Origin of the sequence: Acinetobacter sp. YH12094 (assembly GCF_013419295.1) — a bacterium.
GTDB classification, from domain to species: Bacteria; Pseudomonadota; Gammaproteobacteria; order Pseudomonadales; family Moraxellaceae; genus Acinetobacter; species Acinetobacter amyesii.
Window position 1 is genome coordinate 1 of sequence record NZ_VPAK01000007.1, and the last position, 23,429, is coordinate 23,429.

The window sequence follows — 23,429 nt, forward strand, 5'->3', positions numbered from 1 at the left end:
TCATTCGAGTCTAGACAAAATGACACCAAATGAGTTTTACTATGATCAGCTACCCCAACAAAACAAGGTGGCTTAACTAGAGCGGAATATCACTTATAAATACGCTTTTAGTTGTTCAAACAAGTGGGACCACCTCTCCTGCTCGTATCTTAAGAGAAAATTCTACTTTTAGATCCTTTTATTTTTAGGGGGGATTACCCTACAAATATAGCCAAATGACTGCAATCTTATACAACCATTAAAATTTTTAAGTGTTTGAAAATACAAGTGAATATAACCAAATGCAATCAATTCCAATCCAAACAAAACTAGGTGGATTCTACTTTTTCTATTATTCAATAGTGGGTACATTCATGCCGTATTGGAGTTTGTATCTAGAGGATCAAGGGTTTAATTATCAAGAAATAGGGGTTTTATCTTCGATTGCAATTGTGACACGTTTTTTTGCCCCATTTATTTGGGGTTGGATTGCAGATAAATCCGGCAAGCGCATGCTTTTAGTCCGAATAGCAACATGGATGGAAGCCTGTATTTGGTTTCTGATTTTTATAATTCCCAACAGTTTTCAGTCTGTTGCATTACTCATGCTGGTTTTTAGTTTCTTTCAAAATGCTATATTGGCTCAGTTTGAAGGAGTAACTTTATTTTGGTTAGCTGAGCGGCGTGCAGAACTTTATGGAAAAGTCAGAAAATGGGGATCAGTTGGCTTCATTGTTGGGGTATTTGGAATAGGGGCTTTGCTAGAAATAATACCTGTTTCAATGCTGCCTATCATGTTGTTATGCATTGCATTTCTCGCATTTATTTGGTCATTTACGATTAAAGAGCCCGCTACTGCACCATCTTCACAGAAAAAACTTGAACCACTTTGGCCTATCTTAAAACGACCAGTTGTAGCGAGTTTTTTTATCATTGAATTTTTTCTGCTCTTTTCGCATGCACCGTTTTATAGTTTTTATAGCAATTACCTTATGCAGGCTGATTTTTCGACGAGCCAAATCGGTTTTTTATGGTCTGTCGGAGTCATTGCGGAAATCATTATGTTTGCCTATGCCAATGTCTTTTTTAATCGATATTCTTGGCGTAACTTAGTGCTCATTTGTTTGGGGCTAACAGGGATGCGATGGGTGATTGTAGGCTTATATCCGACGGTGTTTATCACTCAATTTGCTGCGCAAACGATTCATGCCTTTAGTTTTGGATTATTCCACTTAATCGCTATGCGAATCATTTTTCAAAATTTTACCGCAAGTCAACAAGGGCGTGGTCAAGCGCTATACAGTACCATGTGGGGCTTAGGTGTTGCGAGTGGCAGTATTTTAGCAGGTCGATATTGGGACATGCTTTCGGGACCCGTTATTTTTATGATCGCAGGACTGGCGGTTATACCTGCCATGTTTTTGGTCGTGGGCTTGCCTAAAACGATCCAAAAGCCAACTTAAAACAATTCAGTATTTTGATAAGTCTCAATGAACTAAAATCAACTGATTACGGCCGAGCTCTTTGGCTTGATATAAGGCCTGATCGGCTTGATTTATCATACTTTGCAAACTTGGAGCATTGGGCAAAGACTGATGAATCAGACCAATACTCACCGTAATATAAATCGTATTTTGTTCATCAATGATGATAGGTGTAGTTTCAAAGACTTTTCGGATGCGTTCAGCAATACCTTGAGCTTCAGTTGCAGCAATGTTCGTGAGTAATACACTAAACTCTTCTCCCCCAATTCGTGCAAATAAATCAGTTTCACGTAAATTCTTACGCACAATACTCGAAAATTCTTGTAAAACTTGGTCACCGACATAATGCCCATATTGATCATTTAATTTTTTAAAATGATCAATATCCATCATGATAATGGAAAAGTTAAGCTGAATTTGGTTTTGTAGGTAAAGCTCACCTTGCTCGAAAAAATATCGACGATTCATCGCATGCGTTAAACTATCATGATTTGCAAGGTATAAAACCTCTTTATATAGTTCGTGCCGATTTCGGCTAATAATACAAAGAATCAACGGCGAGAGAATCAGCATGGCTAGGCCAATACGAACTGAAATTGCTGTCGATAAATAGGCTAATGAAGAATCGTGTAAGTAGAACGCATTTAAATTGTAATAGGTCGCTAAAATTACCACGGCATTAATTAGGGATAAGGTAAATAAGCGATAGGTTAATGCTGCCCAAATTAGAGCCGCTAAAGGGTAGAGAATTGCCCCTGGACCTGCAGAAACAGCTGTTAAAAATACACAGAAGATAACTGCAATTGCCGGAAATATTTTATTGATCTGAAAGCTTTGATGACGTCGATCTTTGAAATAAAGTTTAAGATCGGCCAGTTTAGGAAAAGACAGAATAAGCGGTAATATAATCAGCGCATTTAATATTTCAGTAATCCACCACATACCAAAATCAATCGATAATCTATCGGTCGACATAAACGTGTTGGGGATATAAGGCACAGTGAAAATAGCAAAAAGAGCACCTGCAAGGCATCCACCACAAGCGATGATGACAATCATGGTCAGAAAGGTGAAACCTTTATTATAGTTTTGATAGTTCACCTGAAAATATCGCATAAAAAATAGCGATACCATGCTGTTGGTTAAATTTGAAAAAGTGAGAAATAAAGTGAGTTGGAAATAATTGCCCGTCACTAAATCTGCGAGCATATAACCGGTAAATGCACCTAACCATCCTCCCAGATTACTCAGTTTAGGGAACCTTAAGAATATTGCTAACAATACTGCATTCGCAGGCCAAAAAATCGCTAAATAGCTTAATGGGCGGGTGAAAATACCGATTAAGCAGCAGCAAAGAATAACTGCAGCGACTATGACAAAAGCCATGCTGTGGCGTGCATTAAGCGGAGCAAGACTATTCGAATGCAGTTTCATTAGCTTATGTAAGCCTAGGTTAAATATGGGAGAATTCGTTTTTTTCGTATATTAAACGATAAAAAAGATTTTATATTATTTTATTGTAAATAGTGTGATTTGTTTGGCATTTAGCTGATTTGTAGTTTCGTTAACCGAGATTGATTTTTTGGATAAATAGGAAAAATGATTGTTATGAAAATGTGATAAACCGCGGATTTGTAAAAAAATGTGTTACTTTAAGAGCATGATTTATATGACTGATTAAATGTATGAAAATAGCATATCTTACAGTTTTACTCATGTTGAGTTCTTCGTTGGTGATGGCGGCAGATAATAAGAATACAACTCAAAATTCAGAGGCTAAAAATCAAGTTGAAGCGGTGAATAGCTTTAGGGTGACAACACGTTCTGAATTGGTCGGCTTATGGGGTATGGAAATTCCGACCAATAAAAAGTGCGTTGAATATTATAATTTTAAGAGCAATAATGATGTTGTGATCAAAAGCGGTGAAGAGTGGTCATCTGGAGTATATGACTATCAACCTGCGCAAGATCCGAATGTGCAAATTCCAGCACTGATTTTACAAGTGAAATATGACAATAATCAGATGGATTGTTCGGGCAATATTCAAGATCAAACCGGCGAAATTTCACAGTATTTTGTAAAGTGGAAAAGTCCATCGGTTATTAATTTCTGTGCCAATGATCAGGCTCAGCAGTGTTTTGCGACATTGCGTCGAGTTTTGCCTTAAGCATGACTATAGATCTTTCTTATGAAAATAAAAAACCACTCATTTGAGTGGTTTTTTTGACGCTGAAGATTTATTTATCTTCATGTCCTTCGACTTTCTTCAATAAATGCTTTTCAAGATAGTGAATATCCATAGCTTGTTCGCAGAAATTTTTATCTTGAAGAATCAAATCTTTATGTAGCGGAATATTGGTTTTCACGCCAGTTAAGATAATCTCTTCTAGAGCTTGTTTCATGCGCGCAATAGAGGTTTCACGATCTTTACCATGCGCAATGAGTTTTGCAATCATTGAATCATAGTATGGCGGGATACTATATCCTTGATAGATATGAGAATCTAGTCGGATACCTGCGCCGCCCGGTGCATAGAAATGATCGATTTTGCCCGGTGAAGGCATAAATGTAGATGGATCTTCTGCATTAATACGACATTCAATCGCATGACCTTTAAGTTGAATATCTTCTTGTTGAAGATCCAAACCTAAGCCAGCAGCAATGCGTAATTGTTGCTCGATAATATCCACACCAGTTACTTGCTCAGTAACAGGATGTTCTACTTGTACACGAGTATTCATTTCAATAAAGAAGAATTCACCTTCTTCAAATAAGAACTCAAATGTACCAGCACCACGGTATTGCATTAATTTACAAGCATTTACACATGCTTCAAGAATATGCGCACGTGCTTCTTCAGGTAAACCCGGTGCAGGCGCTTCTTCAAGCACTTTTTGATGGCGACGTTGCAATGAACAGTCACGATCATAAAGGTGAATTGCATGGCCATTACCATCTGCAAGAACTTGCACTTCGACATGGCGTGGCTTTTGAAGGAAACGTTCCATATAAACGGTATCGTCACCAAACCACATTTCCGCATCACGCTGAGCAGCTTGTACAGATTCGAGTAGTGTGTCCACACGTTCAACGATACGCATACCACGACCACCACCACCAGAAGCAGCTTTTACGATCAATGGGAAGCCAATTTCTTTGGCTTCTGCCAATGCATTGTGAATCGTTACAGCATGGTCACAACCCGGAACAGTCGGTACGCCGGCTTTTTTCATCGCAATAATGGCAGAAACTTTGTTCCCCATTAAGCGAATGTGTTCAGGACGCGGGCCGATAAAGATAAAACCTGAGTTTTCTACAATTTCAGCAAACTCAGCGTTTTCAGATAAGAAACCATAACCTGGATGGATGGCATCTGCACCGGTGATTTCAGCCGCTGTAATAATCGCAGGGATATTAAGATAACTTTCGCTGCTGGCACCTGGTCCAATACACACTGCTTCGTCACAGAAGCGTAAATGCATTAGGTCTTTGTCGGCATCGGAATAAATCCCTACGGTTTTAATTCCTAAAGTTTTGCAAGCGCGGGTGATGCGGAGCGCAATCTCACCACGGTTTGCAATTAAAACTTTTTGCAACATTGTGATTCCCCGTGGTCTTAAGCGCGATAGCGGAATAATGGTTGACCGAATTGGATCACTTCGCCATTTTTAACCAAAATTTCTTCAATCACACCGCTTTGAGTTGCTTCAATTGGGTTCATGATTTTCATTGCTTCGATAATACCGAGTGTTTCACCAGCAGATACAGTTTGACCAACTTTCACAAATGGTGCTTCACCTGGATTTGGCGCAGCATAGAACACACCAACCATAGGAGACGGCTCAACAGCACCACGTGGTGAACGAGGTGCAGCAGGCGCAGCGGCAGGTGCAGCCATAGCAGGCGCAGCGGCAGCAACTACTGGATTGCGACGAGTTAGAGCAATCGATTGATCGCCTTCTTTAACTTCAATCGCCTGTAAGTCAGATTCAATCATCAAATCGATGAGTTTCTTGATTTTACGGATATCCATGAACAGTATTCCTAATTAAGATTGAGAAGTTGGTTGAATTTTTTCGATGGCGAAGTCTAGTGCTGCGGCATAGCCTTTTGCACCTAAACCACAAATAACGCCAACGGCTTTATCAGATAGATAGGAGTGATGTCTAAATGCTTCGCGAGCGTGGACATTTGATAGATGTACTTCTATAAACGGAATGGCTACACCAAGAAGGGCATCACGCACAGCAACCGAAGTATGTGTTAGGGCTGCTGGGTTAATAATGATGAATTGAACGCCTTCTTGTTGCGCTTGATGAATTCGGTCGACGACAGCGCCTTCCCAATTACTTTGGAAAGTGTCGAGAGAAATGGAAGCGTTTTGAGCCTGTGAAATCAGTTTTTGGTTGATATCTTCAAGTGTCAGATAGCCATAAACTTCGGGTTCACGTTTTCCCAGTAAGTTGAGATTCGGTCCATGAATGACCAAAATGGTCGAGCTCATTCAGCTTGCTCCAATAAAAAGTTGCAAATTTACTTTGCAAGATACCTGCAAAGTTTGCTCATTATGGCATAAAATTCCACATTTTTTTTATAATTTCTTTGAATTGACGTGAAAAGCATGTGCCGAGAATGGGCTATATAATGCGAATTTTGCAGAGAATTGGCAATGTTAAAAGATTACATTTTTATCATTATATTGTAGTACATCATTTTAAACCCAATTGGCTAAAACTGTTGATATCTTTTGTGTAAACTTGCTTTATCGTGGTGCGTACGTTTAGCAATAACCAGTGCGAATGATCTAAAAGGTGTGCTGATTTGTGTATCCGCCTTATAGGTCGTCAGTTGAACAGCCTACGCATGCATAGTCGTAAAGATGGTATTTATACAGCGACTTAAAAAATTCTAAGGTTTAACTTATTTCACGCGTAAAGGAATCTAAATTGCTCTCAGCTTTCAAGCGAGTTATTTAAAAGAATAAAGCAAGTCTGTATGCTAAGTATATAAAAATTAAAAGATAGTTTATTTTTTTATGATTGATACAGCATATTTCCAAACCAATGAAATGTTTTCATAAATGATAGGGCTCAACCTAGATATTTTGTTTGCCTCAGTGAATTGAATTTTCTGTGGGAGCATTTCCTTATAAGTAGGCAGCTTTAGATATGATGAACATTTATTGCGTAGCTAAGTCATACTTTATAGACCTATATATAAGCGTTTTAACCATCTTGTGTATTTTCTAGTCAGTGTTTTAAATGTATAAAGCGTGCAAGGCATTGACGATTTCTTTCATAAATCATGCAAGTTTGGAAAATTGGGTATTTGTCCAAATTTGTACAGGTATTGGCAAAAGTTAAATCTGTGGTGGTAAAGAAGCTTGCTGTTTGCATACTGATTCTATTTTTTATTCGTCTATTTCTGTGTTTGAACGGTATATGTCTTGAATTAAGTCTCCTTTATTCCTGTTTATATCTTTGCATGGAATCTACTGCATTGAGTCTTTTGCTATAAATGAATTAATAAAACAAGGCACGAATGCTTTCGCACGGAAAAAATTTATCTATATACGTGTAATTCACGGTAGAATGCCCGAAACCTATATGGCCTGAGAACAAACATGGCAAAACATACGCAAAATTCATCACCTTTGGCAGAGTTGATTGCAGAACAAAAACTTTTATGTGAAGAAGTGGGTTCTGCATATGTAGAAGTGCAGGGCGATGATGTAATTGCTGTGGCTGTCCATACCTTAAATAAAGATCCAATAGTTGGTATTCGTAAGCCTGCAGAAGGTGATGAAAATGTCAGTTGGTATATTTATGGTGGCGAGCTTGAAGGCGCAGATAACTTTGAAACAATGACTGTGCGTAAACTGCAAGATGTCGTGCCTGAAGTGCTACCGTATTTAGCTTTGGATGTAGGCTATCGTTTTATGATAGATGCTGATGATTATGAAGATGTCTGGAAAGAAGGTGATGAGGCTTAATTTATGCATTCTCCGTTGATGTATAAACTTTATGTCCTTATTTTCTCTGTGTTTACTGCTTCTGTAGCATATGCAAATGTGAATGAAGCGGTTACTCCACAACTGACTCAAGCTGAATATAATGCTCAGATAAAAGCATATACTGAGCAAATTAATTCAACCAAAGCTATTTTAGATGACCCTGCATCTACAGCAACGGGTCAGCAGCAAACTCAAGCTTTTTGTTTAAGATTGAATGCATATCGTCAGATTTTAGAAATATCTCAGCAAAACTCAGCTCTTGAAATGGCCAATCTAATGCAAGTGGCTTCACAACATTATTTACAACAACAGCAACAGAGTATGCAGTCATCTGGCTTAAACGAAAGTGCATTTTGTTCGAGTCCTACAAAATAAATTAGGTTTAAATTTCTCTTCTAAAACTTTTGGGCTCTCGTCAAACTTTTTTTCATTTTGTTCTATTTTTCATAATTCGAAATGGTCTAATATTTCAAAATTATTACAACATTATTCACTATAGGTGCAGTTTCTAATAATCTTAGAAGTTGAAAATTTAGATTGTCAGGAAATGATATGAAATGTGCTTAAAATGATAAGCTCATCACATTATTATGATCAGGTTAGAACGATTTATATGCAACAAACATCCCTGGTCCTGTTGCATAGGTCAGTACTAATACATCAACTTGTTGATGTCGTTCTCTTTTGGCCACTGAATAAGTGGCTATTTTTTTGTGAAAAATTAAATGCTTAATCAGATTATAAATCGAATTTGGATAAAATTTAAATTATTCATGATGTGGCATCCTCATACATTGACTCATATGTGCAGTTTGGTTCGAGGAATACAGTCAAATGATTAAATCACTTTGTATTTTTATTATTTCACTCTCGGTATGAGTGATGGATAAATAGACAAATATTGCAAGTATGATAAGATAATTGAACACATTATTTTTGATGTTTGAGGAGTTGTTTACATGACAGCTTATACTTCAGTAATGAAAGCAAGCCAATATGAGGATGATATGATCCCGAGCCTTGCTATCAATGCATTTCGCCATGCTTTTGAACAAGCAAGTGCATCATCCACTGTGGTTTATGTAAAAGGTTTACAACTGGTTCAACGTCTGCAAAATGGTCAAGAAGTACAATTAAAAGATGTTTCAGCCGACTTTGTACAAGTGGATGATCTACCAAAAATTTTAAAACGAAAAAAGAAAACAGAGGAAATTGTTTAATACATGCCTCCACAACCTCGCATTAGAATGTTCGCGGGTCCAAATGGTTCAGGTAAAAGCACAGTTAAAGAATATTTATTGCCCCATCATATTGGGGCATATTTAAATGCGGATGAACTCGAAGCTCAACTGAAACATTCACACAGGCTCAATTTGTTGGATTACCATCCCGCTTTAAAATCAGAAGAATTAATTGACTTTCTATATACGAAAAAACGTCCCGCGAATGGAGAATTTATCCCTCTATTAGCACGTAAACCTCAGATATTAGATCCGTGGAAAATTGAGTTTCATCCAGACCAGATTGACTCATATCTTTGTGCAAGAATTATCGATTACATTCGTTTGCAGTTTTTAGAACTAAAAATTAGTTTTACCTTTGAAACGGTGATGTCCCATATTTCAAAGGTGGAGTTTCTACGCGAAGCAAAAAGAAAAGGCTTTAAAACCTATCTGTATTATGTTTCCACTATTGATCCTGTTATCAATATTTCACGTGTTCAGTACCGAGTGAAAACGGGTGGACACGGAGTGCCAGAACAAAAAATTCGCGAACGTTATTATCGAAGTATGGATTTGTTAATGCAGGCGGTAGAAGCAACGGATCGTAGTTATTTATTTGATAACTCTGCCGATGGACAGCATGCTTCTTTCATTGCGGAAATTGAACAAGCTGAAATTTTAAAGATGAATTCAGGTATTCAGCGTTTACCGTGGTGGTTTGTAGATAAGGTGCTTAAAGAGTTTGAGCCAAATTAATATCAACTGAATATAATATAAAACAAAATAACAGGATGAACCTATGCAAAATAACGACTATAAATTACAACAACATGCAAACTCATCTTGATCAAGCCATTGAGCCGCAAGTTGAACAAGAACAGCAAAAAAATAGTACATCATCTGATCCGTTGTCTTCTGTAGATTTGACTGACTTAGCTGAAATTGGTTCGAATATTATAGAATTGGGCTCAGATGCTTTAACGTGGGTGAGCGATGCACTCAGCGATATTAGTATTGATCTATAAATTATTTATTATTTCAATTAACTTCATAATAAACAGCCTTTATTGAAAAATCTCCGAGGATATATTTCGTGATTTTTCAAGTTTATAAATTATTTCTAAATAAATTAATCAAACACTCTTGAAACGTTGAATTTTTCAATCAGGAAAGGCATGTCAGAATGAATATTTAGACTGGCGGCAGTTGGTTACTTCAATAAAATAGCCTAAGTATATAATAGATTTTAGAAACGCATGTGCACGCAGATCACTTAACCGCTTCTCAATATTTAAAACAAGTTCTTGGTGGTAAAATTGCGATGAGCCATAACATCAAGATTGTGCAGGAAACATTCAGCGCCATTTATAATTTTGATATGAAATATTTTAATTCACATCAGTCTTTTGATTATTTATTTGCAGATCATGAGGCATTTAAAATCGGTGAGTTAAATGCCTATAACATTCCAACGCCTGGACATACACCTGCTTGTCTGAGCTATGTTGTTGTTGGTGATGCTGTGTTTGTCGGTGATACCTTATTTATGCCTGATTATGGCACAGCACGCTATGATTTTCCCAAGGGTAGTGCGGCAGAATTATTCGACTCTGTACAAAAGATTTATCAGTTAGCACCTGAAATGCGCGTGTTTTTATGTCATGACTATTTACCAGAAAACCGGTCAAAATACTGCTGCGAAAGCAGTGTGCATGCGCAAAAACAGCAGAATATTCATATCCACGTTGGTACGAAAAAAGAAGATTTTGTCACAATGCGAACTCAGCGTGATGCAAATTTGGCTATGCCCAAACTGATTTTACCTGCCATACAAATTAATATGGATACAGGTAAATTTCCAAAACCAGAAGGGAATGGTATCCGCTATTTAAAAATTCCTTTTAATTACTTTAAATCTGCAAATTAAAGACAAAGAACCTTTAGGTCGAATGCGGTTGGCTATTTCATTTTATAAAATAGCCTAAGCAATTTAATTAATTGCCACCTACAAATAGCCTAAGTAAGACTAATAATTTTTTAACTGTCATTTGATTTCATTCATTCAACTAGGCATCATAATATCAACATAGCAAAGTATTCAAAAATGATCCTAAATTACGAATATCATCAAAAATTAGAAGGCGAAACACACCCACTTGTCTTTATTCACGGTTTATTTGGAAGCCTCAGTAACTTAGGGATGCTTGCCAGAGCTTTTCAAAATTCATATTCTGTCATTCAGCTTGATTTACGAAACCATGGTAAATCACCTCAAAGTACAGAAATGAATTATCGTGAGATGGCAAACGATGTACTCGAAACATTAGATGCGATTGGCATCGATAAGTTTTCAGTGATTGGCCATTCCATGGGTGGCAAGGTCGCAATGCAATTGGCTTTAATTTCAGAGCGGGTAGAGCAACTTGTTGTATTGGATATCGCGCCCTTTGCATATCAAGAACGTCATCATGATGAAATATTTAAAGCTTTGATCGCTGTACAAAATGCGCAAATTCAATCTAGACAACAAGCGGTTGAAATTATGCGTGAGTATATTCATTCAGATATGGTGATACAGTTTCTACTCAAATCGTTTAGTAAAGGACAATGGTTGTTTAATGTAGATGCGTTGTATAAACAGTATGACCAAATTATTGGTTGGGAAAATATCGGAAATATTTGGCAACAGCCTGCATTGTACCTCAAAGGTGGACAGTCACCTTATATTTCAAAAGCAGAACATATCAATGCGATAGAACACCAATTTCCACATGCAAAAATTGTAGAAATAGAAGGTGCAGGCCATTGGTTACATGCAGAAAAAACAACTGACGTTTTAGAGCAAATACAAAATTATTTAAATTAATACGGTGTGCCTTCAATTATATTTTGAAGGCAAAACATCGAAATATTACTCAATCGAAATGTTATTGGCTTGAAGCTGACCTTCTGAGGTCAGTAGTGCGGCCATCTCTGCAGTTTTTTTCAGGCCTGGCATACGATATTCTGTATGACCATAATCTTGAATAGATTTCCAGCGTCCGCCCCATGTTAAACCAACAGACTCAGCGGCTTGACCATAAAGTTGATAACCACGCATAGCCCAAGGGTCTCGTTCAGTAATGACCACTTTGCCATTGCGTTTAAATGCAACATCAGCTGCTAAACCAAACTGATGATAACTTTGGAAGCCACGGGCACGAGTGGTATTTTTATTGGTGGCTAAATTATTTTGACGTTCTGGACTACGATAACCTTCGAGTAAAACCATTTCATAGCCATGTTGTTCACGCATGATTTTAAACACCATTAATAAGCGCTGCTTATAACGAGGGTTCATTTTATGCCATTTACGGTCTGCTGAAGGTACATCTGTTGAGTATGTGTGCGTATGGATATCTTGAACTTCTGGGTTAAAGCTAGAAGCCATAACAGATGGCTGCTCAATCATTGCTGCTTCTTCAGCGATCGCTTCTTGAACAAGATATTCTTCAACCTCAGGAGGCGCATCTAAAACCTGTCCATCAAGCATGGCGTAAATTTGTGGGTCAACTTTACGCAAATAATCAGCTTCCACTTTACTTGCAGTAATCGGGCGAGTAAAAGCAAATAATAAAATACTGGCAAACAGTAAGAAGCCTGCAAATAAAATCCACCATTGTTGTAAATGCCAGTGTGATTGAATTTGTTGTGGTGCTGCTGCATAGTTCAGTTCATAAGCAAAATTTTTGGCGTGCTGAATTCTTTTTTTACTTTGTGGAATGATTTGAAAGAAAAAATCCTGAACTTTAACTCTGAGTTCATAAGAAAAACAAAGCACTGTCACCAGTGCTAAGACAAAGAAACAACTAACCAAAAAGATGATCATGGGGAAACTGTAGCGCTCACAGTCGCATTAGCAGTGTTTGTTGCAGCAACCACTTTCGGACGTTTGGTTTCAGAAATTTGCGTTCCACCCATCGGTTCTTCAAAGTATTCTTCTTCTTTTGCTGCTTTCGTAGAAGGCTCTGTAGGTTTGGTCACCTTAGCTGTTGTTGGCGCAGCTTTTGGTTTTACTAATGTAGTTGGAATATGTTGTTTAACGGTTGTTGTAGCAGCTACAACAGGGCGCTGCGGTTGGGTAATTTCAAAAGGCGAACGGTTATTCGCTACAGCTTGAACAGGCTGAGTCACTTTAGCCGTATTGCCATGATTGAAAGCAGTAGCTAAATCATTCGAATATAAACCATTATCCTGATCTTTTTCGTCCATAGCATGAACGCTTTGCAGTGCTTTTTCAGCTGAAGATTGCTCATTTTCACTTTGACGGGGTGCAGTGGTTGCTTCAGTTTCAGCTTTATCTTCAGTTGGGGCAGAAGTAGTCATTTCTGTATTTGCAGGCTGATCGTCATAACTTAGATAAAAATATCCCAGGCCAGCAACAATAATGACCGCTGCACCAACAAGAAAGCCAATCGCAGCATGAGCTAAAGGCGGTAAATTATTCTTTTGAGTCGACTGTAAAATTCTAACGTTATTCGATTTTTCGTTTGCCATGGTGTCTAAGTCTTATGGTAAATGAATGGTGATATAAGCCTGTTCCGATGGTGCAGTTATGACATTTTGATATTGTGATAACGCCTGATTATTTTGGCTGGATAACATATATTTCAGTCCACCAAATGCTAATACAGCAAACAATGCCCAAAAGATAATGATCCAAAAAAATGGTAATTCACGGTGAATAATATTTTTAATTTGATCCGGCAGTGCCGCGAAAGGCGAAAACGCCTTTTTACCTTTCATATAATCAATTTCATCGCTGACACGTGCAACGAGTGAATTGAGCATTTCAATCGATTCAAGTCGGTATTTACCATGAAAACCAAGGAGCATGCAGTAATGATAAACTTCAAGTGCTGCTAAGCGATCTTTATTCTTAGAACGAATTTGCTCTAAATTTTCAAAAAAACGATAACCTGCTAGCTGTGAACCAAAAAGACTTAATTGCAGTGGATTCATCATCCAATTGTTTTGTAAATCAAAAAAACGTGCATCTTGTTGGGTGACAATGGTTTCATCTAATAAAGCGCAATAGGCATATTTTGCGTCCGTGATATCTTCATTGCTGAATTGAAGCTTACGGGCTTGGCTTTCAAATCGGTTTAATAGATCCATAATTTTTGTCCTGAAACTTTCAGGGCTGGATGGAACATATTGATTTTTGAGTAAGAATACGATGTAAAAACCATCATGCAGTAGATCAACTAAATTGGTTGAACTGTTGATTTTAGGTTCAGCACTTGGTTTTGAAGAGCCTAATCCAATTTGACCATCGTCAAAAAGTGAAGGGGCATTATTTGAAATATTCATGATTGCTCCTTAACCATTCATCACTGCAATAAGTTCAATCGAAATATCTTGGAAGCCAGCTGGTATGTAAACACAGATCGATTCAGAATCAAGCATACGCTGATACAAATCATTATTTGGCTCAACTTCAAAATAACTCACACCTGAACGTACCGGAATTGCTGTTGGCACTTGCATCATATGTTGCAATGGCACAGCCGGTAATGCCGCCATGACACGCTGTTCAACATCGACAGTGTTGCCGACTTTAAAGCGCAGCGGTACATAAGAAATAATGTCATGTGTAGGCATCACACTACTTGAAACAGCTAAATACAGGCGAGAATCGCGAGTAATTTTGTCACTTTCAAGGCTGCCCACCCAGTAGGATTGACGCGTTTCTTTCAAGTTAATACTGATATATCGATTTGAAATAATCGTATCGAGCAACTCACGTAAAATCACATCTAATTGAGCAAAACTTTCTTGCAAATTATGATGTTGATACTGTGGGAGTTGATCTACTTCATAAGCTGTCGAGAAGGTGAGCAAGGAACCTGTCAGACGTAATAATTCAAAATACAAACGTTCAGGATGAATCAGGGGATATTGCAACAAATGGTTTAGGGTCGCATGTGCAGTATTCAACGCATTAACCAACCAAAATGAAACGATATCACCAGAACGGAATTCAATTAACTTTTGTTCGTTTTCACGATTATTCGATTGAATGGTTTTAATTTTAGCTTTGATAATATTGAGCGTTCGTTTGAGCCCAGTAATCAGCGAATCACACGAACTAATATGTAATATTGGTGGGATAAATTGATAATCTAAGACAAAATTACCTGAACTTTGGCGCTTGATTCGGCCTATAGGCATGTAAAGAAAACCATCAAGATTGTGCTGTGGTTCTTGGCCTAATTCAAAGATTTTAAACTCTGCACGGCGGCGTAATAAAGTGATTTCAGCAGCCGTCGCATCTGTAAACAAATCATGAGTTTCAGTCAAATGTGAATGATAACGACTTGATTGGGTATTTTCTTCAAAATTGACGTTTCGTTTATTCGGTTGAACGATCGGTAATGCTAAATAAATTTGCATTTCACCACGTAAATTTAATGAATCAAGTAGTACAGGCTCAGGTAATAAGTCTTGTGCAGGCGCCTGATAAATCTCGCCATCTTGCCAAATCATTTCAACTTTATTTAAAGCCAAAGTATTGGTACTGAGTTGTGGTTCATCAAAAATTAAACTTTGAATACCATAAGCGAACGGTATTGTTGCGCGAACCGTATGGTTTAAACGCTGTTCATGATAAGCATCTTGTAATTGAAAGTGTTGTGGGCGTAAAAATAATCCTTCGCCCCATAAAATTTTTTCTGCTTTAAACATTGTTTTTACCAGTCGCTATTCGATTCATTGCTTTGTTGCTGAACACCTAACATTTCTTGTACAGCTTCAAGAGGGTTTTCATCCTTAATCACATGAGTTAACCATTCATGTAGAGGCATTTGTGACCATTTAATGGTTTTTTGCAGCATATAACTGACAGGGCTATGCGGCTCATTCACTTGAAAATAGTCAGCAATATCTTGCAAGACTTTCATGGCTTGTTCACGATTTTCAAGATGATTTTGCACTTGAGGTTTAAACTGCTGTGTATGCTGTTGTTGTATTATTTGCATATCATTCTGCACGGAAGTTACAGTGGAAAGTGTTTGGCTTTCAATTGGAGAATTTGATTGAACCTGTTCAGCACTCGATGAATTGATAAAAGCATCTGCTTTATAGATTTTTTTTAAGCTCAAGTGAATCATTTCGATTTGAGAGTCAATGCCAGCAAAGCTTGGCGCATCTAAACCCATCAAATCATCAAGAGTCGTTTTTAAGTTTTCCCAATGGTTTAAAATATCTAAAAACTGTTGGTAATACTGGTATTGAATTGATTTTGAAGTATTGAACAAGGCATGTTCAAACTGTTCCATACCATTAAAAGACTCTTCTTGATCATCATCTTCATGGTTGGATTTACGTCTTTGGTTTTGAACATGAAGTAGTCGATCATAGTCGGATAGGGAATAAGCTACCGCGCCATGAACGATTGAAACTGATTTAATTAATGTTGGGATTTGATTAATTATCCCTTGTAATAAACCTAGACGTTGATCAAGGTCATCATCTTCAATTTCAGGATGAAGTTGTAGCCAAAAGTCTTGCAAACTTTTTTGTGTAAGTTCAATCCCTTTGGCAATCCCTTCGAAACCATGAATGTGAGTCCACGCTTCAAGCAACCAACCATATAAGCGAATATCTTTTGTATGTTCGCGAAGTAGATCTGACGATTTTTGGTGCACAAAGCCCCAATCTGCCTGTTTTGGTTCTGCGATCCAGTCGCCTTGATCCAAGAGCGGGTCATCTTGTGTTTTAGCTTTTTTAATTGCATGAAAATCATTTGAAAATGAAAAATCACTACCGCAAGGTAAATCATCCGTAATCGGTTGCAATAAAGCGTCGAGCTCTAAACTCATATTCTACATCGTTCCTAACTTATGCTTCTAAGGTTTTGGTCTTTTTGCTGCTGCGTTTTTTCGCAGGTTTACTTTTAGGATCTAAAACATAAATAATTTCATCGTCTTTGACATCGATTTCAATGACTGATGGAATCTTTTGCTCGCTCATTGCCATGAGTAATTCAGTGGCTAAAGCAGGCAAGACCGTCGCATTTAAAATGTTATCGACATTACGCGCACCACTATCGACCTCAGTACAGCGACTTAATAATAATTCGACTAAATCGTCGGTATAACGTGTTTGCGTACCATATTGTTTTTCAATACGCGCGGTGATTTTGCCTAATTTATGCTGAATAATGCGTACGAGCAGATCATCGTGCAATGGGAAATACGGCACGATACGCATACGACCTAAAAATGCCGGCTTAAATTGTTTATATAAAGCTGGTTTTAATACATCTAAAAGTTCTTCTGCTGACGGCCATTCTTCTACTGGCTGATTTAAACAGGCCTGCATAATGGCACTTGAGCCTGCATTTGAAGTCAATAAGATCGTAGTATTTTTAAAGTCAATGACACGACCTTCGCCATCTTCCAAAGTACCTTTATCGAATACTTGGTAGAATAATTCTTGAACATCGCTGTGTGCTTTTTCAATCTCATCAAGTAAAACCACACTATATGGGTTACGGCGAACTGCTTCTGTCAGTACGCCGCCTTGGCCATAACCGACATAGCCTGGAGGAGCACCTTTTAAAGACGACACGGTATGTGCTTCTTGATATTCAGACATGTTAATGGTGATTAAATGAGACTCACCACCATATAACTCGTTTGCTAACGCAAGTGCAGTTTCGGTTTTACCCACACCACTTGGGCCAACCAGCATGAAAACGCCTTGAGGTTTATTTGGGTCTTCCAATTTTGCCTTGGAGGTTTTAATGCCTTGTACCAGTTGATGCAGTGCATAATCTTGACCCATCACACGTTGTTCTAACTGTGCTTCAAGCTTCAAAATTTGCTGAATTTCATCATTCACCATTTTACCAACAGGGATGCCGGTCCAGTCTGAAATGATTTCATTAATAATTTGAGCATTTACACGTTCAAAAACCAGCGGCGTTTGACCTTGTAAAGTTGCCAGTTGGTTACGAATATTGCTTAAAGTTTCAATATTTTCTGGTTTTTGCTCGGACTCTTGTTCAAGCGTTTTAATCTGTTGAACGATTTCGAGTTCTTTTTTCCACTGCGTTTCTGTCGACTGAATTTCTTGTTCAAGCGCGGATATTTGTGTTTTTACACTTTCAATGCGTTCGTGGTGAATAGGAATATTCTTATGTTCATTTTCAAGAATCGCCAATTCAAGCTTCAAATTATGTAATTGAGCATGAAGTTGATCCAATTTTACAGGTTGTGCATTTTGCGTTAACGCAACACGCGCAGAAGCTGTATCTAAGACACTAATCGCTTTATCAGGCAATTGACGGCCAGTGATATAACGGTGCGAAGCATGGACTGCAGTAACGATAGCTTCATCGTCAATTTGTAAATTGAAATGTTTTGCCATCACGGGAATCATGGCACGCAGCATATCGATTGCGACTTCTTCAGTCGGTTCTTCAACCTGAATTACTTGGAAGCGTCGGCTTAATGCGGCATCTTTTTCAAAATACTGCTTATATTCAGCCCATGTGGTTGCGGCAATGGTTCTTAACTCACCACGTGCAAGCGCCGGTTTTAACAGGTTTGCTGCATCATTTTGACCTGCTTGACCACCCGCACCAATCAACGTGTGTGCTTCATCAATAAATAAAATGATTGGATGTGCAGAGGCTTGAACTTCATGAATGACTTGTTTTAAGCGATTTTCGAATTCACCTTTAACACTGGCACCCGCTTGTAGTAAGCCCATATCTAAAGTATGAATGCTGACATTTTTTAAAGCATCTGGAACTTGGTTGGTTGCAATTTTTAATGCAAGACCTTCAACAACGGCCGTTTTACCAACACCAGGCTCACCCGTTAAAATCGGATTGTTTTGACGACGACGCATCAAAATATCGAGCATTAAGCGGATTTCAAACTCACGACCAATCACAGGATCAATGCCACCATTTTTAGCTTTTTCAGTAAGATTAATGGTGTATTGGTCTAGAGCTGGTGTTTTAACTGGCGTTGTTGCATTCGTTTGAGCAGCTGATTTTTCCTCTGGTGATGCAGTTGCTAAATCTTCATTTTCAATGCTCTTTAGGCAAAGATCTAAAAATTTATGTTTAATCGTATCGATAGGTAATAAATCGAAAAGAGAAGAAGCTCTTGCTGCAATTTGGTATAAATCTGGCGCGGTAAGGAGCGCAACAAGTAAATGACCACTACGAATTTGTGGATCTTGTTCAGCAGATGCTAATAACCAAGCTTGTTCAAGTAAGCGCACAATGGATTGTGCAAAAATAGGAGTGCGCGTATTTCCTTTTGGAAGTTGAGCAATACTTTCTTTGAGGTCATCTGCCAAACCATCTGCAGAAACTTTGTATTTTTCTAAGAGTATTTGAAGGTCATTTTTATTGTTATAGGTTAATAATTCGAGTAAAAAATGTTCAATTTCGATTTCATAATTTTGCTGTGAAATACATGTATTGGCTGACTTTTCGAGTGAAATGCGGGCGTGAGGTGAAAGTTTAGTAATTAAAACTTTTAAATTATTCATAAATAACTCATCAAATTTAGAATCCACAGTACAAAATTTTACAAGTTTGACTGTGATCTCTTTTTTCTTGCTATAAAAATAAAAACTTTAAAATCAACACCTTATATATTATTAGTGTCTTGCTTTAGGCGATATAATACAGACTAAATAAAAAAAGGAAAAAGATTTTTTTATAAAATGAAACAAAAAAAAACAAATAGTCAACAAACTTTGGGGTATTTGGCACATTTTTGTATTGACTCTATGTGCTTATTTTTTGTTAAATCTGCAGCATATTTTTAATTTTGATAAATGAAGAGAAAACCCGCGGGAAAATAAGTGGTGATTTCTCCACATAAATTAAGTTTTAGCACGTAGAAATACAGAGGCAATTTTGAATAAATTTAGTGTTTTATTACCTATAATTTTAGCAGCCAGTTTAACACAAACCGTTTTTGCAAAAGATAAAGCGGCATCTGTGAAAAAATCCTGTTTAAAGGATTATCCACTGGCAGTAGGTGATACAGATCCAGAGATTATTGGTTTTTATAATCAGTTATGTGACAAAAAAAATAAGAAAAATGAGAACTTAAAAAATGAAATTTTTGTAGATATTGCCAAAAAATATCAAGCTAATGGTTACAATTTAAAAGCATTGCAAGCGGTCAATCTGCTGCGAGAAAAGAACTATCAGTCGCCTGAACTTACTGATGTCACTTTTTTAGCAGGTATCGCTATTTCTTATAATGCGCTGAATCATATGCGGAGTAATGAAAATCGTACTCTAGATGAACAGACCTATTCTCCTGCCAAAGTGTTGTCGGATAATATTCGTTATATTCAGCCGACGATTGATAAATCTACGTCTGCTGCAGCAGATGTTCGTGAAAAAAGTACAGAATCTTCGAGCAATGTGAAATCTAAACAGACAACACCAGCTAAAAAACGAACCAATACAGCGTCTACCAAGTCTAAACAAACGACTACAGCAGCAAGCAAAAAGAAAACTACCACGACAGCAAAAACGCAGACTACAGCGAAAAAACCTGCTGCCAGTGGTTCACCTTTCGATACATTGAAGAATAAATAACAAGGAAAAGCACTCATGGCAAAACGTGAAAGTGTACAGAAAAAACTTCAACGAATTCGTCCTCCTCGTGTTCAATTGACTTACGATGTTGAAGTTGGCGACGGTAAAGAAATTAAAGAGTTACCATTCGTTGTTGGGGTGTTAGGTGATTTCTCTGCGGCATCTGAAGTAGAGAAAACTAAATTAAAAGACAAGAAATTCATTAATGTTGATTTAGATAATATTGATGAGGTAATGGAGTCTTTAGCGCCACGTGCTAATTTTCAAGTTGAGAATACCTTGACTGAAGACGGTGGAAAAATGTCGGTAGATCTTACATTTAAGAGCATGGCCGATTTCACTCCAGAGCAAGTTGTACAACAGGTTGATCCACTACAAAAGTTAGTTGCCGCGCGTGAGCGTCTGTCTGACTTGCGTAATAAAATTTCAAATAATGAACGCTTAGAAGATTTACTGGATGAAGTGTTACATAACACTGATCAAATTCGTAAGTTGAGTGTGGAGGCAGAAAATGAGTAATTTTAATACTGCAACTGCTGCAAACCTTGAAGCAACTGAAGAATATTCGCTTTTAGATTCAATTGTTGAACAAAGTCGTATTGCGCGTACAGATCAAGAACATGATCGTGCAAAAAGTCTGATCGGTGAACTTGCCAAAGAAGTCATGGCAGGTACCATCACCGTTTCGGACAATATGACTTTATCAATTGATAAGCGTATTGCTGAAATTGATGCGTTGATTTCATCTCAGTTAAGTAAAATCATGCACCATGCTGAATTTCAAAAAATTGAATCGACATGGCGTGGTTTGTATTATTTCTGCCAAGAAACACCTTCAAATTCTTTAACAAAAATTCGTATGTTAAATACGACGAAAAAAGAATTGATTAAAGATTTCCAAGGTGCGACCGATTTTGACCAAAGCACGTTGTTCAAAAAAATCTATGAAGAAGAATATGGATCATTCGGTGGTGCACCTTATGCAACACTGATTGGTGATTTTGAGTTTGACCGTACACCTTCTGATATGTATTTGCTTGAGCAAATTTCACATGTCGCGGCGGCTGCACACGCACCGTTTATTTCGGCTGCAAGCCCAAATATGTTGGGTCTAGAATCTTTTACAGATATTGATCGTCCACGCGATGTGTCTAAAATCTTTGAAACTGCTGAATATGTACAATGGCGTTCATTCCGTGAAAGTGACGATGCACGTTATGTTGCGTTGACAATGCCACGTGTATTGGGTCGTTTGCCATATGATCCAAAAGAAGGCATTGCCACTGAAGGATTTAACTTCGTTGAAGAAGTTTCAGGTGAAAATCATAATGAATATTTATGGATGAACGCGGCTTATGCCTTTGGTACGCGTTTAACCAATGCATTTGATATGCATGGTTGGTGTGCTGCGATTCGTGGTGTAGAAGGTGGTGGTTTAGTTGAAGGCTTGCCTGTCCATACGTTCAAAACCAATGATGGCGAAGTGGTCTTTAAATGCCCAACTGAAATTGCCATTACCGACCGTCGTGAAAAAGAGCTGAGTGATCTTGGTTTTATTCCGTTAGTTCATTGCAAAAATACTGATTATGCAGCATTTTTCGGTGCGCAATCGACGCAAAAACCTAAAAAATATGACAGCGATACAGCTAATGCAAACTCTGCATTGTCTAGCCAGATCCAATACATCATGGCAGTTTCACGTATTGCACATTATTTAAAAGCAATGATGCGTGACAAAGTAGGTAGTTTTGCATCAGCAGGTAATGTTGAGACCTTCTTAAATGAGTGGTTATCGCAATATGTATTACTTGATGATGGTGCATCTCAAGAAGCTAAAGCTCAGTATCCATTGCGTGAAGCTTCTGTAAAAGTTGTAGAAAATCCAGCTTTGCCTGGTCACTACAAATCTGTGGTTTTCTTAAGACCACATTTCCAGTTGGATGAGTTGTCTGTTTCATTACGACTTGTGACCGAGTTACCTCAGTCCTCAAATTAATTTGGGTCAACACTATAATAACTTTAAATAAATAGGTATTCAGAACAATGAAAGATATATACATTCAATTTCGTGGTAAGTACAAAGTAGACGGCGAATCTCGTGATGCAGAGCACAAGAGTTGGTTAGAAGTAAACTCTTGGACGCATAACATCCGTCAACCTAAATCTGCGACTTCTTCAAGTGTGGGTGGTCATACTGCAGAACGTGTAGAACATTCTGATATGGTGTTTGTTAAAGATTTAGACGCGACAAGCCCTAAACTTTGGGAAGCATGTTCAGCAGGTTATACATTTGATGAAGTTCAAATTGATTTCTACCGTGCGAATGGCGACAAACGCATTAAATATCTTCAAATCAAACTGAAACATGTGTTGGTTTCTAGCGTGACTCCAACTGTAAATGATGAAGGTGTTCCACACGAATCATTTGGTTTGAAATATGCTGCAGTAGAGTGGACATATAACCAACAAGATATTAACGGTACTGCGAAAGGTGCTGTTACTAAGAAGTGGTCATTATCTAACAACACTGCTTCATACGCAGCGTAATAGATGGATTCAGATAGAGGCTAACTTGGGTAGCCTCTATTTTCATTTTTTTAAATATTTATAAGAAGATATGAATCTCGATCAGCTTTATCCTTATGGTTTTAGAACGACTTTATTTGACCGCTTATTACCAGCAGATGCTCAGCAGACTCAAGGTCTGTCTTTGCAAGAACTTCGTGAATCTGTTGCTTCCGATTTAGAGGATCTCCTCAATAGTCGGGTGGCAAAGTTAGATGAACTGATTGATGACTTTCCATTAGCAAAAAAATCTATTTTGCAATTTGGCATTATCGATTTTGTGGGCTTATCGACAGCAAATCCATCGGATCGCGACAAAATTTGCCAGTCAATTGAGCAATCGATTGCTGCACATGAACCGCGTTTAAAACAGATTCGAGTCGAAATGCTCATGGATGGCCATAATATGGGGGCACTATGTTTAAGTATTCAGGCATATTTAAATATTCATCCTTTATACGAACCAGTTATTTTTGATGCCTTATTAAAACCAACAACACAACAATATGTTATTTCTCCAAGAGCTTAATGAAGTGGGTTA

The 23,429-nt window shown here is 37.8% G+C and carries 23 protein-coding genes and 1 pseudogene; 14 read left to right on the forward strand and 10 right to left on the reverse strand.

Annotated elements, in window-relative coordinates; translation table 11 throughout:
- Positions 1–281: 281 nt before the first annotated feature.
- The gene (locus FTU34_RS07060) at positions 282–1,442 is read left to right on the forward strand and encodes an MFS transporter (protein ID WP_180035252.1); all 1,161 of its coding nucleotides are present in this window, start codon (positions 282–284) and stop codon (positions 1,440–1,442) included.
- A 24-nt stretch (positions 1,443–1,466) separates the two neighbouring features.
- On the opposite strand, the gene FTU34_RS07065 is transcribed toward FTU34_RS07060, so the two are convergent.
- Positions 1,467–2,849, reverse strand: coding sequence for a sensor domain-containing diguanylate cyclase (locus tag FTU34_RS07065; protein WP_257226239.1), 1,383 nt, complete (start codon positions 2,847–2,849; stop codon positions 1,467–1,469).
- Between the two features lie 299 nt (positions 2,850–3,148).
- Here FTU34_RS07065 and FTU34_RS07070 point away from each other — a divergent pair, with 299 nt between their 5' ends.
- On the forward strand, positions 3,149–3,631 hold the full coding sequence (locus FTU34_RS07070) for a hypothetical protein (protein ID WP_078190792.1): 483 nt from the start codon (positions 3,149–3,151) through the stop codon (positions 3,629–3,631).
- Positions 3,632–3,701: 70 nt separating this feature from the next.
- Here FTU34_RS07070 and accC read toward each other — a convergent pair whose 3' ends face one another.
- Genes accC through aroQ form a run of 3 tightly spaced genes read right to left on the reverse strand, consistent with a single transcriptional unit; the run spans position 3,702 to position 5,968 of the window.
- Positions 3,702–5,063 (reverse strand): acetyl-CoA carboxylase biotin carboxylase subunit, encoded by a 1,362-nt coding sequence (accC, locus tag FTU34_RS07075; protein ID WP_111885487.1) that lies wholly within the window; start codon positions 5,061–5,063, stop codon positions 3,702–3,704.
- Positions 5,064–5,080: 17 nt separating this feature from the next.
- Positions 5,081–5,497 (reverse strand): acetyl-CoA carboxylase biotin carboxyl carrier protein, encoded by a 417-nt coding sequence (accB, locus tag FTU34_RS07080; protein WP_078190790.1) that lies wholly within the window; start codon positions 5,495–5,497, stop codon positions 5,081–5,083.
- A gap of 15 nt (positions 5,498–5,512) precedes the next feature.
- Positions 5,513–5,968 carry a type II 3-dehydroquinate dehydratase gene (aroQ, locus tag FTU34_RS07085; protein ID WP_078190789.1) on the reverse strand — a complete coding sequence of 152 codons (456 nt, stop codon included), beginning with the start codon at positions 5,966–5,968 and terminating at the stop codon, positions 5,513–5,515.
- Between the two features lie 1,119 nt (positions 5,969–7,087).
- On the opposite strand from aroQ, the gene FTU34_RS07090 reads away from it, so the two are divergent.
- The 7 genes and pseudogenes from FTU34_RS07090 (at position 7,088) to FTU34_RS07120 (ending at position 11,566) form a co-directional block, all read left to right on the forward strand.
- Entirely contained in the window at positions 7,088–7,456 is a 369-nt protein-coding gene (locus tag FTU34_RS07090; RefSeq protein WP_078190788.1) for a hypothetical protein, read from the forward strand.
- Between the two features lie 3 nt (positions 7,457–7,459).
- Positions 7,460–7,852, forward strand: coding sequence for a hypothetical protein (locus FTU34_RS07095; RefSeq protein WP_180005522.1), 393 nt, complete (start codon positions 7,460–7,462; stop codon positions 7,850–7,852).
- A gap of 584 nt (positions 7,853–8,436) precedes the next feature.
- A complete protein-coding gene (locus tag FTU34_RS07100) occupies positions 8,437–8,697 on the forward strand; it encodes a hypothetical protein (protein ID WP_180023738.1) in 261 nt (86 codons plus the stop codon).
- A 3-nt stretch (positions 8,698–8,700) separates the two neighbouring features.
- Positions 8,701–9,456, forward strand: coding sequence for a zeta toxin (locus tag FTU34_RS07105; protein WP_249748882.1), 756 nt, complete (start codon positions 8,701–8,703; stop codon positions 9,454–9,456).
- A gap of 74 nt (positions 9,457–9,530) precedes the next feature.
- Positions 9,531–9,725, forward strand: a complete 195-nt coding sequence (locus tag FTU34_RS07110) for a hypothetical protein (RefSeq protein WP_180035250.1) — start codon at positions 9,531–9,533, stop codon at positions 9,723–9,725.
- Between the two features lie 218 nt (positions 9,726–9,943).
- Positions 9,944–10,627, forward strand: a pseudogene (locus FTU34_RS07115) (MBL fold metallo-hydrolase); the annotation flags it as partial.
- A 177-nt stretch (positions 10,628–10,804) separates the two neighbouring features.
- Complete coding sequence (locus FTU34_RS07120) at positions 10,805–11,566, forward strand: alpha/beta fold hydrolase (protein ID WP_180035249.1); 762 nt, start codon at positions 10,805–10,807, stop codon at positions 11,564–11,566.
- Positions 11,567–11,611: 45 nt separating this feature from the next.
- Here the strand turns inward: FTU34_RS07120 and FTU34_RS07125 are convergent, their stop codons facing one another.
- From FTU34_RS07125 to tssH, 6 genes are read right to left on the reverse strand one after another with little or no spacing between them, the layout of a single operon-like run.
- Entirely contained in the window at positions 11,612–12,568 is a 957-nt protein-coding gene (locus FTU34_RS07125; protein WP_180035248.1) for a M15 family metallopeptidase, read from the reverse strand.
- Positions 12,565–13,236: a hypothetical protein gene (locus FTU34_RS07130; protein WP_180035247.1), complete on the reverse strand. Its 672-nt coding sequence runs from the start codon at positions 13,234–13,236 to the stop codon at positions 12,565–12,567. The genes FTU34_RS07125 and FTU34_RS07130 overlap by 4 nt, the downstream gene beginning before the upstream one ends.
- Positions 13,237–13,248: 12 nt before the next feature.
- Entirely contained in the window at positions 13,249–14,052 is an 804-nt protein-coding gene (gene icmH / locus FTU34_RS07135; RefSeq protein WP_180035246.1) for a type IVB secretion system protein IcmH/DotU, read from the reverse strand.
- A 9-nt stretch (positions 14,053–14,061) separates the two neighbouring features.
- Positions 14,062–15,426, reverse strand: coding sequence for a type VI secretion system baseplate subunit TssK (tssK, locus tag FTU34_RS07140; RefSeq protein WP_180035245.1), 1,365 nt, complete (start codon positions 15,424–15,426; stop codon positions 14,062–14,064).
- A 5-nt stretch (positions 15,427–15,431) separates the two neighbouring features.
- Entirely contained in the window at positions 15,432–16,562 is a 1,131-nt protein-coding gene (tssA, locus tag FTU34_RS07145; RefSeq protein WP_111885477.1) for a type VI secretion system protein TssA, read from the reverse strand.
- A gap of 19 nt (positions 16,563–16,581) precedes the next feature.
- Entirely contained in the window at positions 16,582–19,254 is a 2,673-nt protein-coding gene (tssH, locus tag FTU34_RS07150; RefSeq protein WP_180035244.1) for a type VI secretion system ATPase TssH, read from the reverse strand.
- Positions 19,255–19,627: 373 nt separating this feature from the next.
- Here tssH and FTU34_RS07155 point away from each other — a divergent pair, with 373 nt between their 5' ends.
- From FTU34_RS07155 to tssE, 5 genes are all read left to right on the forward strand, one after another.
- Positions 19,628–20,323, forward strand: coding sequence for a hypothetical protein (locus tag FTU34_RS07155; protein ID WP_111885475.1), 696 nt, complete (start codon positions 19,628–19,630; stop codon positions 20,321–20,323).
- A 15-nt stretch (positions 20,324–20,338) separates the two neighbouring features.
- The gene (tssB, locus tag FTU34_RS07160) at positions 20,339–20,842 is read left to right on the forward strand and encodes a type VI secretion system contractile sheath small subunit (RefSeq protein WP_078193364.1); all 504 of its coding nucleotides are present in this window, start codon (positions 20,339–20,341) and stop codon (positions 20,840–20,842) included.
- Positions 20,835–22,319, forward strand: a complete 1,485-nt coding sequence (gene tssC / locus FTU34_RS07165; protein WP_168379480.1) for a type VI secretion system contractile sheath large subunit — start codon at positions 20,835–20,837, stop codon at positions 22,317–22,319. Before tssB ends, tssC begins: the two co-directional genes overlap by 8 nt.
- 47 nt (positions 22,320–22,366) lie before the next feature.
- Positions 22,367–22,870: a type VI secretion system tube protein Hcp gene (locus FTU34_RS07170; protein WP_078190771.1), complete on the forward strand. Its 504-nt coding sequence runs from the start codon at positions 22,367–22,369 to the stop codon at positions 22,868–22,870.
- Between the two features lie 70 nt (positions 22,871–22,940).
- Entirely contained in the window at positions 22,941–23,417 is a 477-nt protein-coding gene (gene tssE / locus FTU34_RS07175) for a type VI secretion system baseplate subunit TssE (RefSeq protein WP_078190770.1), read from the forward strand.
- Positions 23,418–23,429: the final 12 nt, after the last annotated feature.